Here is a 14237-nt window from a genome sequence, read left to right on the forward strand (position 1 = left end):
CATGCGCTCGCTTCTCCGGGCGCCGGCCGCGATGCCACTCGTCATCCTGGCCCTGACGCTTTCCGGCCTCGGCCTCGTCGCAGCGACGAGCGGCTACAGCCACTTCGTCATCGCCCTCGTCGCGCTGACGGTGGTGGCCGGCACCGGCCTCAATGTCCTGCTCGGGCTCGGCGGGTTGATCTCCTTCGGCCATGCCGGATTCTACGCGATCGGCGCGTATACGAGCGCGATCCTGACGCTGAAGGGCATGAGCTTCTGGCTGGCGCTTCCCGCCGCTTCCGGCCTCTCGGCCCTCGTCGGCGCGGCGCTCGCCGTGCCCGCGATGCGGGTGCGCGGGCCCTACCTCGCCATGGTGACGATCGCCTTCGGCTTCCTCGTCGAGCACGCGCTGATCGAGGGCGGCGAACTCACCGGCGGGCAGAACGGCCTCGTGGTCGCGACCGGCCCGAGCCTGTTCGGGCTCCCCCTCGGCGAGCGCGACCTCGCGTGGCTCGCGGTGACGGCAGCGGGCCTCAGCCTCTACGGTTTCCACCGGCTCCGCCATGCCCGCCTCGGCCAGGCTTTGCGGGCGGTGCGCGACGCGGATGTCGCCGCCGCCTCGCTCGGCTTCGATCCGGTCCGGGTGAAGACCGCCGCCTTCGCGATCTCGGCGGCCCTGACCGGGCTTGCGGGCGCGGTGCTGCCGCCCCTGATGCTGTTCATCGCACCGAGTTCGTTCCCGTTCACGCAGTCGATCCTGTTCGTCCTGGCTGTGGTGGTCGGCGGGGCCGGTACCGTGCTCGGGCCGCTGTTCGGCGCGTTGGTGACGGTGCTGCTGCCCGAGGCACTGGCGGGACTCGCCGAGTACCGGCTGCTGTTCTTCGGCCTCACCACCCTCGTCGTGCTCTGGCTCGTACCGGCGGGGCTCGTCGGCAGCCTCGCCCGGCTGCTGCCGCGGGGCGGTGCTGCGCGGCCGGAAGCGCACGGCGACGCACCGGACTTCCTGCGCCGGACCGAAGGCGCGCCGCTCGCGATCGACGAGCTCGGCATCGCCTTCGGCGGCATCCGCGCGGCGGACGGCGTCGCCTTCGAGGCGCGGCCCGGAGCGATCACCAGCGTGATCGGACCGAACGGGGCCGGCAAGACCACCGTCCTCAACATGATCTCGGGCTTCTACCGCCCGAGCACCGGCTCGATTCGTCTGGGGGAGCGCGAACTCGCTGGGAGGCCGGCCCACGCGATCGCCCGCGCCGGCATCGCCCGCACCTACCAGACGACCCGGCTGTTCGGCTCCCTCAGCGTCGTCGAGAACGTCATCCTCGCTCGCGCGCCCGGGCGTCTGCTGCGCCGGGCGCAGCCGCGGGACCGGCAAGAGGCGGCGGCCCTGCTCGCCTTCGTCGGCTATGGCGGCGCCCTCGACCGGCCGGCCTCCGAGCTGCCGCACGTCGATCGGCGGCTGGTAGAGATCGCCCGCGCGCTGGCCGGAGCCCCGCTCGTGCTGCTCCTCGACGAGCCGGCCGCCGGTCTCGCCCGCGCCGAGACCGACCGCCTCGGCCTGTTACTGCGCCGGATCGCGGCCTGCGGCATCGCGGTGATCCTCGTCGAACACGACATGCCCCTGGTAATGGGCGTGTCCGACCGCATCCTCGTCATGGATGCGGGCCGCCCGATCGCCCGCGGCACCCCCGCCGAAGTGCGCCGCGACCCGGCCGTGTTGCGGGCCTATCTCGGCGCCGCCGAAACCCCGGCCCGGCCGCGCTCAGCGCCCTGGACCGGACCGGCCGACGCGGTTCTCGCTGCCCACGACCTCAGCGCGGGCTACGGCGCCGCGCCCGTCCTCGATCGTCTCGCGCTTGCGGTGCGGCCGGGCGAGACAGTGGCTCTGCTCGGTTCGAACGGCGCCGGCAAGTCGACGGCGATGCGGGCGCTCGCGGGCCTGCTGCGCCCGGTCGAGGGATCGGTGGTTCTGGCGGACACGCCCGTTGCCGCGCTGCCGGCGCACAGGATCGCGCGGCTCGGCCTCGCTTTGGTGCCGGAAGGGCGCCAGGTCTTTCCCGAACTCACCGTCGTCGAGAACATCCGCCTCGGCGCCTGGAGCCGCAGCGGCCGGGTCGATCCGGCGGAGGTCGAGGCGCTGCTCGACCGGTTCCCGCGCCTGCGCGAGCGGGCCGGCAGCCGCGCCGGCCTGCTCTCGGGCGGGGAGCAGCAGATGCTGGCGATCGCCCGCGGGATGATGGCGCATCCGCGCATCCTTCTGCTCGACGAGCCCTCCCTCGGGCTCGCCCCCGCGATCATCAACAGCCTCTACGCCACCGTGGCCGAACTGCGAGACCAGGGCACGACGATCCTCATCGTCGATCAGATGGCCGCGCTGGCGCTGACGGTGGCGGACCGGGGCTACGTCCTGGAGCAGGGGCGCGTCGCCGCGTCCGGCACCGCGGCGGAGCTGAAGGCGGACGCGGCCCTCGAGGCGGCCTATCTCGGGGCGGCGTGACATCGCGCGTCCCACGACAACAGGATCGAGACCCTTCCCGTGACGACATCGGCGCCACCCCCTGCCAGCCATGGCCGATACGCCTATTCCGCCCTGCCGGATCGCCCGGTCTACGACTGGCCGGAGGGCAAGCGCCTTGCGGTCTACATCGCCCTCAACCTCGAAGCCTTCGATTTCGGCGACGGCCTCGGCGCCGAGCTGGCGCCGGGTGGGCCGCAGCCGGATGTTCTCAATTACGCGTGGCGCGACTGGGGAAACCGGGTCGGCGCGTGGCGCATCCGCGACATGCTCGATGGCCTTCGGATGCCGGCGAGCATTCTCGTCAACAGCCGGATCTACCGGGACTGCCCAGGCCTGATCGAAGCCTTCCGCACCCGCGGCGACGAGATCGTCGGGCACGGCCGCACCAATGCCGAGCGGCAGGGCACCCTCTCCGAGGCCGAGGAGCGGGCGCTGATCGCCGAGGCGACCGCGGTGCTGACGCAGGAGGAGGGACAGGCGCCTGCCGGCTGGCTCGGGCCGTGGATCTCGCAGTCGCAGGTCACGCCGGACCTGCTGGCGGAGGCGGGCTACCGGTATCTGCTCGATTGGTGCCACGACGACCAGCCGACGTGGTTCGCGACGCGGAACGGCGGGCGCATCCTCTCGGTGCCTTATCCGCAGGAACTCAACGACATCCCGGCGATCGTCGCCCGCAAGGACACGGGACGCGCCTTCGCCGAGGCTATCACCGACGCCTTCGAGGAGATGCATGACCAGTCGCGCCGCGTGCCGCTGGTCATGGGCATCGCGCTCCACCCCTACATCGTCGGCCAGCCACACCGGCTGCGCCCCCTGCGGCAGGCGCTCGAACGGATCGCCGGGCACCGCGACACGGTCTGGCTCACCACGGCCGGGGCGATCGCGGCGCACGTCGCTGAACTGCCGGAGTAGCGGCACCGTGCGGCCGGCCTCCGGCATCTCCGAGCGACGGTCTCTCGCTCAGCCCGAATGGAAGCCCCGGAGACGCGGTCATGGATCATCGAGAAAGCAATCACCATCCCGCGCCAACCGCCTCTCGGCGCGCCCTCCTCCTGACCTCTGCGGCTGCCCTGGGGGCGACGATCATGCCGAGCCCTCACTTTGCCGAAGCGAGCGTCCCCCGCGGCTCCCTCGCCCAATCCCGCCAGGGTATCGTGACGAGCCCGCACGAACTCGCCAGCGAAGCCGGGCGGGAGGTGCTGCGGGCAGGTGGCAACGCCATTGAGGCGGCGATCGCCATCAACGCCACCCTCTGCGTGACCTATCCGCATTTCTGCGGTCTGGGCGGTGACGCGTTCATGATTGTCAGCGACCGCAGCGGCGCCAGCCTCACCCTGTCCGGCATCGGCCAGGCGGCGGCGAAGCTGCCGGAGGACGGCCAACCGATCCCGCTGCGCGGACCCGGCTCGGCGATCACAACCGCGGCGGCGGTCGATACCTGGGAGCAAGCCTTCACCTACAGCCAGAGGGCCTGGGGCGGGCGGCAATCCTGGAAAGGGCTGTTCCAGCGCGCCATCGCCTACGCATCGGATGGCTTCCCCCTTACGCCGTCGCAACGTTTCTGGTCGAACTTCCGCGCCAAGGAGATCGGCAACTGGCCCAATGTCGTGCGCGCGTTCACCGCCGAAGGCCGCATTCCGGATGCTGGAGAGATCGTCCGGCAACCCGACCTCGCCCGTACCCTCACGACGCTCGCGGAAAATGGCGGCCGCGACTTCTACGAGGGCGAACTGGCCCGCCGGATCGCGCGTGGCCTGCAACAGGCAGGCTCGCCCCTGACCGCAGATGATCTCGCCCGCTGCCGCGCGCGCAACGAGAGCGCGTTACGCGTTCCGTACAGGGGCGGGGAGCTCGTCAGCCTGCGCCCGCCGACACAAGGCCTCACCACCCTCGGGATCATGGGCGTTCTCGACCGCTTCGACGTGGCTTCCATTCCCGAGGGGAGCGCCGACTACTACCACCTCCTCGTCGAGGCGGTGAAGCCGGCCTTCATCGACCGCAATCGCTTCATCGCAGACCCTGATTTCGTCGATGTGCCCGTCGAGCGATTGCTATCGGCCTCGTACCTCGATGGGCAGGCCCGGGGCATCGATCCGCGCAAGGCCGCGCCCTGGCCCCATGTCTTCAAGACCGGTGATACCGTCTTCATCGGAGCCGCCGACCGGGACGGCAACTGTGTCAGCCTTCTGCAGACGATCTATTTCGATTGGGGAAGCGGCATCGTCGCGGGCGATACCGGCATCCTCTGGCACAATCGCGGTGCGTCCTTCAGCGTAGACGCCCGTAGCATCAACGTGCTGCGCCCCGGAAAGCGTCCGTTCCACACGCTCAATCCTGGCATGTACTTCAAGAACGGCCGCCCCAAACTGTTGTACGGAACCCAGGGCGCGGATGGGCAACCACAGACCCTCTCGGCGGTGCTGACGCGCCTGATCGATTACGACATGGATCCGCTCACCGCCCTCGCACGTCCTCGCTTCCTCCTGGGCAAGACGTTCTCGGACAGCCGCGACAGCCTCAAGCTCGAACTCGATGCGGGTCAGGCCGTGTTCGAAGAGCTGAAGGCGCGAGGGCACGAGATCAGCCCCATCCCCGCTCAGAGCCCCCTGGCCGGTCATCCGGGCGCGATCCGGATCGACGATGACGGCCTTTTCGTCGGCGCTCACGATCCGCGCAGTGACGGCTTGGCCCTCGGTCTCTGATACGTTTTCCGCGTGATCCAAGCGGGAACAGGATCAGCAAGCCCGCGCGGCGACTGAGGATGGTGCCCATCGCGCCAGCGCGATGGGATCCCGCCGAAGCCCAAACCCCTCGTCCCGTGGGGAAAAACCGGATTTCGTATGAGACCACCGGGAGGTCAATTGCCTCGATGTCGTCTCGCCGACCGGTGGGCGCCCCTTATCGCCGCCAGGACTGGGAACGACGCCCATTCCTGCACAAAGACGAGACCGGAGCCAGCGACGAGCAATCGGCCGGTGGGCCAAGGTGGATGCTCCCGAGCGCGTGCAACGGCAAGTAAACGAGGTAAAGTTCTCCCCCTCTCTTGAGGTTGACAGAGTATGGGCTTGGCGGGCGAACACGCGCCACACGCCCGGTCGCCGTGCTGGATCTCGCAACAGATGGGTGGTAACCCGACCGAGCAGAGAGAGGCTGACGAGCACGAAGTCGGCATCTTTTTTACGATACGAGAGGCGTCGATGCCCTGGCCATATCTCCCGGACGAAACGGGCAAGTCCCACCAGCGGGAGCAAGCGATCGCCGACTGCAAAAAATATTGGGAGTATGAATCGCCTTGGCCTGATTACGACCTGATCAGTGAAAAGGCCCGCGCCCGCGATTTGTACGGACGGCTTCGCATTCCATACGATGAAAATATTGAAAATCTTAAAGAGATCATCAATAAATACGAGCCCGAGTGGGACCCCAGAACGGACGACGATGGACGACACTTCTGCAAAAATCCGACGATAAATTTGTCGTACCCCGAATACGACGCATTCGTACTGTACTGTCTGGTCCGCCATTATCAGCCGAAGAAGATTATCGAACTCGGTTCAGGCATGTCGACGCGCGTGCTGGTCGATGCCGGAAGCCGGAACGCCGTGCCTCCTTCGATTGTATGCGTCGATAAATACGCCGCGGCATCAACGAAAGATGTTCTAAATCAAATTGGGGTTAGCTTTTTCGACCAGGACATCACTGAAACCGATATCGATTTATACGAATCCCTCGATGAGGGAGATATATTGTTTATTGACTCAAGTCACGTCTTAAAAAATTATGGAGATGTTGAGCTTGAGTTCATGATGATTTTGCCGGCACTTAAAAGTGGCGTCATTGTTCATGTCCATGACATCTTCCTGCCCTTCAATTATCCGGAACAGTGGATCATCAATTGGAGGTGCGTTCTCACCGAGCAGCAAGTGCTCGCAGCCTATCTCCATGACAATGCGCGTGTCGAGATCATCGCCGCGAACGCATACAATGCGGCTCGAAAAATCTGCGTTCCTGATCGCATCCAATACCGACATGGTGGGTCTTTCTGGTTCAAAATCAAATAACGGTATTCACTCAGTCTCTGAGACGCGAGGAAAAAGCCCCGCCGCGGCTGTGCCGGGCGGGGCAAGTCGATGGTACCGGGACCGTTGGCGGGTGGGCATAGAATAGACGGGTGGCGGCGGGCGATCGTCCGGCGCAACTCGGCGGAGACCCGCCGAGAGAATAGCGTCGGGCGTTCGCGTACCTGTCCAGACGCAAGTCGGAAGCCAATAGTGTGCCCTCATCCGTCAGGACGCAAGCTTTGGTGCCATAGCTCCCACAAGAGCGGCCAAGCGCTTCCCAAGCCTTTTACTCGGCCGCCGATCCCTCTACTTACGGCACCTGCCGCTGTCAGGTGAGCCCGTACCGTTCTGCCGTCGCAGCACGCCGAGCACGACCTGTCGGCCATGCCAACGGCGATGGCCGTACTCGCGGATGTTGTGTACACGCGCCGTATCAGGTCCATCATCGTCTGAGAATTATCGGACGGCCTTGGCACGCGGCACTTCCGTGGGATCTGGCGCGACTACGTCAGGGCAACCGGTTTGCCCGAGGATGTCTGATGCATTGACGCGCGCGGGCGGTATCACTGAGGGCTCAACGCACGCCCGCTCCAGTGAGCGACGTCACCAGGCGGCTCCGAGAGGTCAGGGCCAGCACCTGAGCGACCGTGCCGATGGGTAGCGGCGCCTGCCCAGCGACCAGGTCAAGCGTGCAGGATATGCTTGACCGGGCGCGAACGCTCGGTGACATGGGCGGTCAACCGCGCCATGACGACGTCATTGAGCAGCGCGCTGACAGTCCGGGCCCTCCGCCCAGACCTGTACACGACCTCACCCCCGTGAATCCTCTGTCTGCGTCAATGCACTCGGGCGAGGCGCAGCAACCGCCTCAGGATTGCCCCAGTGTGCTGGCTCTTGTACCCCAGCAGCGTAGGGCGAAGTGGTGCGAGGTTGCCTCCCAATAAGTACGCACAAGCCTCGTAATACTCACATGAGAAGCTGCATGTCGAAATATAATATCATCCAAGACCAACTTCGCCTCGCGGCATCGGCGATAGCGTTCGATCTCACTAAACCCGAGGAACGCAAGCGGTCGTCGGACGCACTGTCTGACCTATTTCATCATATTCAGTCATGCTTGAGGCCAAAAATATTCGTCGAATTTGGTGCTTATGAGGCGTTATTTTCAAGAAATATCAAATCTATGTTTCCTAATTCGCAATCGTTCGCATTCGAAGGAAATCCAAATATTTATAATCATTTCTCCAAACTGCATGATTTCAAAGCGGCTGGAGTTGAATACAGGCATTCCCTCATCTCGGACTTAAATGGCTTCACAGAAATGATGGTGCAGTCCAAATGGGATGGGGACGACGCACCAGCATTACGCGGAAACGACTCTCTGCTCGTGCGAACCCATCCAGGGGTCGAGTACGAGCCGAAGAAAATTCCGTCGGTCCGGTTAGACAGTTTTTTTGACAAATCTCAGTTTGCAAATGCAGATTTCTCTCTGTGGATTGATGTCGAGGGCGCCTTTGAAAAAGTGTTCGATGGCGCACAAGAAACACTAAGTAAAACGAAAAGTTTGCTGATTGAGGTCGAGGAGTTCAGTCACTGGGCAGGGCAGTGGTTATACGACGATGTCCATGAGGCGCTGACAGGATTAGGTTTCGTAGCTGTAGCGAGGGATTTCGAGTATTTCAATCAGTTTAATGTTTTGTACATTCATGAGTCGGCTATGAGCGACCATCTTATTCGAACAGCGATCACAACTTATCTATCCGGAATTATGCACACTGGCAGAAAAAGCGGTTAAGTCGTCTCTGCTCAGAGCGCCCAACAGAACGGCACGATGCGATCGGAGAGGCGTTGGTCGGGTATGGCTCGACCTCTGCTTCCCGACGATCGCTGGACCGAGGTCGCCCTCATTCTGCCGCCGCCCCCTCCGCGCTTGAAGGGCAGACGGCCTCCGATTGAGAACCGCGCCGTGCTCACCGGCATCCTGTTCTTGCTGCGCTCGGGGCTGCCCTGGGAGACGTTGCCGGCGGAGATGGGCTGCAGCTGCGGCATGAGTTGCTGGGGCCGCCTTCGCAACTGGCAGGCGGCCGGCGTGTGTGGGCGCGGTTGCGTTAGGTTCTGTTGAAGCGCCTGCCCGCGACCGATGACCTTGATTGGTGGCGGTTAAGCTTGGATGGCGCCTCCGTCCCGGCCAAAAAGGGGGGCCTGCCACCGGCCCGAACCCGACGGGCCGGGGCAAGCCGGGGACGAAGTGCCACCTTGTCACCGATGCCCGCGGCACACCGCTCGGCATGAGGCTGGTGCCCACCCAATTCGGCTAGATGCTGTTGGGGTAGAGACCGCCGGGGATCACCAGTTCGCAGAACGGCTGCCTGGCGAAGGGGCGCGAGATCTGGATGCTCGCTCACCGCTTCACGGATACAGGCTGCCGTTTTCAAGTAGCCCGTCATTACCGCGTTCGGATCCGCCATGTAGGCGCTCAGCGCCTCGGCCATCAGTTCGGGCGGGGCTTCGGCATCGGTGTAGCCTGCCGCTTTCGAAGTGAAATTGCGCCGGTCGGAGCCTTGGGCGAGAACCGACGCGACCTGCTCCGGTATGTCGCCACGGCTGGCCATGGCGCCCCGAAAGATGGGGTCGTTGTTCTCGTTGTAGAGCGCGGTCAGCTCGCGCTTCGCGCTACCCTGGGGGATCGCGTTGATGCGGCGGGCGCCGACGAATTCGCCAGCGATGTCGTCGATGGCATGGCCGGTCTCGTGCCGAAGCACGGCGGCTTGCTGACCGGGATCAAGGCTTCCGCTGATCGGACGCGTCGGGCGGTTCCGTCCGGCCGTGTCTCGCGGATGTATCGTCCCACGTCCCGACCGAGAGCCCCTTGCGGGACAACCTGATAGCCCTCGCTAAGGAGTCCCGTTGCGATTGCGTCAAGTTCCGCGTCCGAAACGGCCCGCTCTGCGCCGCCAGCTTCGCGGCGACCGGCGACAACGGCGCTGGCTTGGAGGGTGCGCCCTTCCATGTCTCTGGTGAGACGTCCCGAGGAATCTGCGGGCGGTCCATCGGGCCATCTCGCTGCTGGATAATCGGCCTCGAACGGACGGACCAGACGAGGAATCGGATCGTACACCGGAACGAACCGGGAGACGATCTCGGCATCACCTGAAGTCGCAAGTTTATCGGCCGACGAGCGACTGGCCCAGCCGGCGCCGCCCGTCATCGCGAGCCCGGCGATTGTCTTCGCCCTATCGACTGCCGCATTGCTCACATGGCCCGTCGCCGGATCGTAGACACTGGCCTCGCCGCGGTAGACGAACCGCACGCACGAGGTTTTGGCGCGCGATGCCGAAATCGACACGGCCTCTCCAGTTTGAGCCGGAGCTAAGAGTCCGTCCGATAAGTCACGAAGCGCGTCCGAGGCGTCGGACGAGGATCATGGCAGCGGCGGCGTAGAGGAAGGCTTGGGCCGAGGCGAGGGTGGCCTCCGGATCCTTCCAGAGGCGGCGATTGCGGCTGATCCAGGCGAAGAAGCGCTCGACGACCCAGCGGCGCGGGTGAACGGCGAAGCCGACCTGCCCGGGTGGCTTGCGCACGATCGCGACGGTGATGCTCGTGGCCGTGGCGGGTCGGTCTCCGGCATAGCCAGCATCGGCGAACGCCTTGGTGATGAACGGGAAGGTGCGACGCGACAAACGCAGCACCGGCACCGCTCCGTCGCGATCCTGTACGTCGGCGGGCTGCGGATCGAGGACGAGGGCACGCCCGTCCGTGTCGACCAGAGCTTGGCGCTTACGGCCCTTCACCTTCTTGCCGGCATCGTAGCCGCGCGGCCCGCCGCTCTCGGTGGTCTTGATGCTCTGGCTATCCAGAACCGCCGCCGACGGCGAAGCCTCGCGTCCGACCCGTTCACGGTCAGCCATGACGAGGTGGTGGTTGATCCGGCCGAACAGGCCGTCGTCGCGCCAGCGGCTGAAGTAGCCGTAGGTGGTCGAGCGGGGTGGCAGATCCTTGGGGATCAGCCGCCACGCGATCCCGCCGCGCAGCACGTAGAAGATCGCGTTCAGGATCTCCCGCATCGTCCAGACCGGCGGACGCCCGCACGGTGCAGGCTTGGGCATCAGCGGCTCGACCACAGCCCACTCGGCATCCGTCAGGTCGGTTTCGTAGCGCAGGCCCGAGCGGCTATGCTGCCGCCGGGTAGTCGGGGTCCACATGGCACTTCCAGGTCAGGCTTCAGCACCCTTCTGGAAGCATCGCCATCCCGGCCACTCAACCCCAAACTCAACCCTTATCGGACGGGTTCTAAGGAACTCGTCATCCAAGATGCTGACCGCCCGCGTGCGAGTGATCCCCTCGGAGGAGATCGACGCGCGCTTCGTTCCCGTCGATCCGACCGAGCCCGTCGAGCGCTCGCGGCTGCACGCCGTGCCGAAGCCCGAGGGGCAGCAATGAGCCACCCGACTATGACGGACGACGATCTGCGCCACCTGTGCAAGGTCGCCAGCATTGGGGTCAGCAGCCTGAAAGATCCAGACTTCATCCGCGGGCTGACTTGGGAGGCCAGCGAGAGCGAGCACGCCGATTTTAGCAACATCTTCGGCATCATCGGCGACGCCTTCTTCGAGCTCGCCCGGCGGCAAGACATGCTGCCGACGTTCCGAGTGCAGGCAGGCCGCCATCCGGGACCCGCAACATGAGACGTGCGGTGTCCTACCCGCCGGGATCTTGGCCGCTCGAAATGCGCGCCGAGACCGCCGCCGCCTACTGTGACGAGTCGCTCCTCATGCAGCCCCTCCAGCCAGAAGCTTGGGCAGACGCACGAGGTTTTAAGCGACGGCCGCGAAGGTGAAGACCGCTTTGACCTTGGGCAGGGAACGCTGATCGTCACGTGCCACCAGTTCGACCGACGCCGTAAGGTGCATCTGCCGTGGTAGCCGGACTACTTCCGGCATTAGGTCGCGGAAATCCGTGAGGCTGCCGGGATCGATGACGACGTGAAGTTCATGGGCCTGCGCCATGGCGGCAACGTCGAGCGCGCCGAGGCTGGCTTGAACGATGCGTTGCTTCGCGGGCTCAGCGATCACCTGACCACGGCCGCGCTGCTTCGGTACGCGCAGAGCACGGCGGCGCGAGCAAGCGGCTTGAGGTCAGAGCGAAGCGCGAGGTTTTGTCGAGATGAGCCGCTGATGCCATGTTGAAACGGCATTCCCAGTATGGGCTAAACGCTTGGAACTATTGGTGGGCGCACTAGGGTTCGAACCTAGGACCCGCTGATTAAGAGTCAGCTGCTCTACCAACTGAGCTATGCGCCCGAAGCCTCGGGGGAGAGGCTGCACCGCCGGGCCACCAATCCCGTTCGGTGGCGGCGGATTAGCAACGGGCGGACGGCCTGTCCAGCCCCCTTCGACAAGTTTTCCGACAAAGCGTTTGCGGGGACCTCCCGTCCCGTGCGGCCGCACATGCGCGCTGGCGCGTGACGGGCGCGGTCGTCTCGGGTAAAGCGCAAGGATGAGCCTTTTACGCGCCCTGCGAATCGGAACCCGCGGCAGCCCGATGGCGCTGGCCCAAACAGGCATGGTCCGCGATCGGATCGTCGCTGCCAATCCGGGATTGGAGACGGAGATCGTCGTCGTCTCGACCGTGGCCGATCGCGTGCTCGATCGGCCGCTCTCGGAGATCGGCGGAAAAGGCTTGTTCACGAAGGAACTGGAACAGGCCCTGTTTGCCGACGAGATCGATGTCGCCGTTCACTCGATGAAGGACGTGGAGACGTGGCTGCCCGACGGGCTCGCCATCGCCTGCATCCTGGAACGCGACGACCCGCGCGACGCCTTCCTCAGCGCGAATGGGGCCAACGGCCTGGCCGACCTGCCCCCCGGTGCACGGGTTGGCACCTCTTCGCTCAGGCGTGGAGCACAGGTGCTGATGCACCGGCCCGATCTCACCATCGTGCCCCTGCGCGGCAACGCCAACACCCGGATGCGCAAGCTGGAAGCGGGGGAGTGCGATGCCACGCTGCTGGCGCTCGCCGGCCTGCAGCGCCTCGGGATGGCGGATGTCGCCCGCAGCGTGCTCTCGGTGGACGAGATGCTCCCGGCCGTGGCGCAAGGCGCACTCGGCATCGAGTGCCGGGCCGGTGACGACACCATCCGGGCGCTGCTGGCGCCCGTCGCCTGCGCCACCACGACGACGGCGCTCGATGCGGAGCGCGGGCTCCTTGCCGAACTCGACGGCTCGTGCCGCACACCCATCGCGGCACTCGCGCAGGTGAGGGGGGATCGCATCAGCCTCGACGGGTTGCTGTTCCTGCCCGACGGCAGCCGCCACTGGTCGGTCCATCGCGAGGGACTGGCCACGGACGCGGACGCGATCGGCCGCGATGCGGGCGCCGAGCTGAAGCAGGCGGCGGGCGACGTCTACTTCGCTCACCTCAAGTAGCTTCGTCTCGTCCTAAATCTGGTAGATCCCTTCGGGAACCCGGACTTGAGCTCCGGTATGATCCCGCCGTGCTGGCATGACGGGTCGCATGCTGAAGCGCCGGCACGGGCTGAGCGTTATGCGTGCCGCTTGAATCGGACGGAACGCCGATCAGGCAAGACTGCGCTCGATCGTCTCCTCGTCGCAGATGACGCCTGCGGTGCCGGCGAACTCCGCTTCGCTGTCGTGTGCGGACTGCGGCTCCGGTTTCTCGGCTGAACCGGAGGCGAAGCTCGCCATGAAGGCGCGCATCACGTGGGCGACGCCAGCCTCGGCGATTCCACGCTGATCTTCCTCGTAGTAGCGCCCGCCATTGGTGTGGCTCGTAATGATCTCGTAGGACGGGAAGTAGACGAGCCGCGGATCGCAGCGTTCGCAGACCTCTCCGGCAGCCGCCCGCAGCACCGCTTTCGAGTGTGCGTTCGCGACGAGCACGTGCTGGTCGCGATAGGTCGCGATCAGCGGCACCGGCGAGACGGTGAGGATGACCCGCGCGCTCGCATTCACGCTCCAGAGCCGATCGAGGAAGCCGTTGACGTCGGCGATCACCTCGGCCGTGCCCGCATTGACGAAAGCGACCTCCTGCGGATCGAATTGCCCACCCGCGACGCCCGGCGCGAGGGAGAGCGCCGCCCCATCGGCGCGGCAACGCCAGCCCTCGGTGAGGCCGAGCGTCACGACCAGCACGTCGAGGCTTTCAAAGAGATCGCGCACCCGCGCGAGATGGGTTTGCCGGGCCTCGATCACCGCCGCCTCGTCGGCGAAGCCATCTGGTTCGATGGTCGGGCGGAACGGATCGACAAGGCGTCCGTCCTCTCGCTGCCACGCCTTGAGTTGCGGATCGAAGGCGCCGAAGGCCCGGTCGAACAGTTGCACGAACTGTCGCGGACCGTAGAGATTGCCGTAGCGCGCCGAGAAGGTGCCGAACTGACGCGCGGTCGCCTCGGATTCGCTCAGCCCCTGGGGCGCGGTTTCCGTGACATGGTAGTTGAATCCGCCGCGGGCCAGCGCTTGCGAGACGCGTTGCGCGAAGCAGGAGCCGGCCGTGGCGACGCGATCGGTGCGGGCGATGCCAAAGGTGCCGCGCGGTCCCGGATCGAGGGCGAAGGGCGGCACGCCCGCCACCGCCTTGCGCCAGAAGCGCTCGGCCGGTAGATCGCGGTAAGGGTTCATCGCCTGATCCGATCCTGCACGCATGCCCGCGAGAGGCCGCGCGC

The 14237-nt window shown here is 65.6% G+C and carries 11 protein-coding genes, 1 tRNA gene and 1 pseudogene; 9 read left to right on the top strand and 4 right to left on the bottom strand.

Features of this window, described 5'->3' with window-relative positions:
* Window position 1 precedes the first annotated feature (1 nt).
* The 6 genes and pseudogenes from J2W78_RS03960 to J2W78_RS03985 all read left to right on the top strand — a co-directional run.
* On the top strand, window positions 2–2473 hold the full coding sequence (locus tag J2W78_RS03960) for a branched-chain amino acid ABC transporter ATP-binding protein/permease (protein ID WP_253368193.1): 2472 nt from the start codon (window positions 2–4) through the stop codon (window positions 2471–2473).
* Between the two features lie 39 nt (window positions 2474–2512).
* Window positions 2513–3406: a polysaccharide deacetylase family protein gene (locus tag J2W78_RS03965; protein WP_253368195.1), complete on the top strand. Its 894-nt coding sequence runs from the start codon at window positions 2513–2515 to the stop codon at window positions 3404–3406.
* A gap of 173 nt (window positions 3407–3579) precedes the next feature.
* A complete protein-coding gene (gene ggt, locus J2W78_RS03970; RefSeq protein WP_253368197.1) occupies window positions 3580–5196 on the top strand; it encodes a gamma-glutamyltransferase in 1617 nt (538 codons plus the stop codon).
* A 417-nt stretch (window positions 5197–5613) separates the two neighbouring features.
* Entirely contained in the window at window positions 5614–6555 is a 942-nt protein-coding gene (locus tag J2W78_RS03975; protein WP_253368199.1) for a class I SAM-dependent methyltransferase, read from the top strand.
* A 982-nt stretch (window positions 6556–7537) separates the two neighbouring features.
* On the top strand, window positions 7538–8350 hold the full coding sequence (locus tag J2W78_RS03980) for an FkbM family methyltransferase (RefSeq protein ID WP_253368201.1): 813 nt from the start codon (window positions 7538–7540) through the stop codon (window positions 8348–8350).
* 63 nt (window positions 8351–8413) lie between these two features.
* Window positions 8414–8852 (top strand): annotated as a pseudogene (locus tag J2W78_RS03985) (IS5 family transposase); the annotation flags it as partial.
* 1092 nt (window positions 8853–9944) lie between these two features.
* Here the strand turns inward: J2W78_RS03985 and J2W78_RS03990 are convergent.
* Entirely contained in the window at window positions 9945–10757 is an 813-nt protein-coding gene (locus tag J2W78_RS03990) for an IS5-like element ISMex40 family transposase (RefSeq protein ID WP_253368204.1), read from the bottom strand.
* Between the two features lie 109 nt (window positions 10758–10866).
* Between J2W78_RS03990 and J2W78_RS24690 the strand changes: the two genes are divergently transcribed.
* Window positions 10867–10995 (top strand): hypothetical protein, encoded by a 129-nt coding sequence (locus J2W78_RS24690; protein WP_301288517.1) that lies wholly within the window; start codon window positions 10867–10869, stop codon window positions 10993–10995.
* Between the two features lie 11 nt (window positions 10996–11006).
* Window positions 11007–11240 carry a hypothetical protein gene (locus J2W78_RS03995; protein ID WP_253368206.1) on the top strand — a complete coding sequence of 78 codons (234 nt, stop codon included), beginning with the start codon at window positions 11007–11009 and terminating at the stop codon, window positions 11238–11240.
* 129 nt (window positions 11241–11369) lie between these two features.
* Here J2W78_RS03995 and J2W78_RS04000 read toward each other — a convergent pair whose 3' ends face one another.
* Both J2W78_RS04000 and J2W78_RS04005 read right to left on the bottom strand, forming a co-directional pair.
* Entirely contained in the window at window positions 11370–11627 is a 258-nt protein-coding gene (locus J2W78_RS04000; RefSeq protein WP_253368208.1) for a hypothetical protein, read from the bottom strand.
* 152 nt (window positions 11628–11779) lie between these two features.
* A tRNA-Lys gene (locus J2W78_RS04005) sits at window positions 11780–11855 on the bottom strand.
* A 196-nt stretch (window positions 11856–12051) separates the two neighbouring features.
* On the opposite strand from J2W78_RS04005, the gene hemC reads away from it, so the two are divergent.
* On the top strand, window positions 12052–12981 hold the full coding sequence (hemC, locus tag J2W78_RS04010; protein ID WP_253368210.1) for a hydroxymethylbilane synthase: 930 nt from the start codon (window positions 12052–12054) through the stop codon (window positions 12979–12981).
* Window positions 12982–13131: 150 nt separating this feature from the next.
* On the opposite strand, the gene J2W78_RS04015 is transcribed toward hemC, so the two are convergent.
* Window positions 13132–14193, bottom strand: a complete 1062-nt coding sequence (locus tag J2W78_RS04015; protein WP_253368212.1) for a GSCFA domain-containing protein — start codon at window positions 14191–14193, stop codon at window positions 13132–13134.
* Window positions 14194–14237: the final 44 nt, after the last annotated feature.

Origin of the sequence: Methylorubrum extorquens, assembly GCF_024169925.1 — a bacterium.
Classification (GTDB): Bacteria; Pseudomonadota; Alphaproteobacteria; order Rhizobiales; family Beijerinckiaceae; genus Methylobacterium; species Methylobacterium extorquens_A.

What these genes read in the sequence shown, in the direction of transcription:
- J2W78_RS03990 (WP_253368204.1), bottom strand. Translation starts at nt 10,757, where the DNA reads ATGTGGACCCCGACTACCCGGCGGCAGCATAGCCGCTCGGGCCTGCGC.
- hemC (WP_253368210.1), top strand. Translation starts at nt 12,052, where the DNA reads ATGAGCCTTTTACGCGCCCTGCGAATCGGAACCCGCGGCAGCCCGATG.
- J2W78_RS24690 (WP_301288517.1), top strand. Translation starts at nt 10,867, where the DNA reads ATGCTGACCGCCCGCGTGCGAGTGATCCCCTCGGAGGAGATCGACGCG.
- ggt (WP_253368197.1), top strand. Translation starts at nt 3,580, where the DNA reads ATGCCGAGCCCTCACTTTGCCGAAGCGAGCGTCCCCCGCGGCTCCCTC.
- J2W78_RS03995 (WP_253368206.1), top strand. Translation starts at nt 11,007, where the DNA reads ATGACGGACGACGATCTGCGCCACCTGTGCAAGGTCGCCAGCATTGGG.
- J2W78_RS03980 (WP_253368201.1), top strand. Translation starts at nt 7,538, where the DNA reads ATGTCGAAATATAATATCATCCAAGACCAACTTCGCCTCGCGGCATCG.
- J2W78_RS03975 (WP_253368199.1), top strand. Translation starts at nt 5,614, where the DNA reads ATGGGTGGTAACCCGACCGAGCAGAGAGAGGCTGACGAGCACGAAGTC.
- J2W78_RS03960 (WP_253368193.1), top strand. Translation starts at nt 2, where the DNA reads ATGCGCTCGCTTCTCCGGGCGCCGGCCGCGATGCCACTCGTCATCCTG.
- J2W78_RS04015 (WP_253368212.1), bottom strand. Translation starts at nt 14,193, where the DNA reads ATGAACCCTTACCGCGATCTACCGGCCGAGCGCTTCTGGCGCAAGGCG.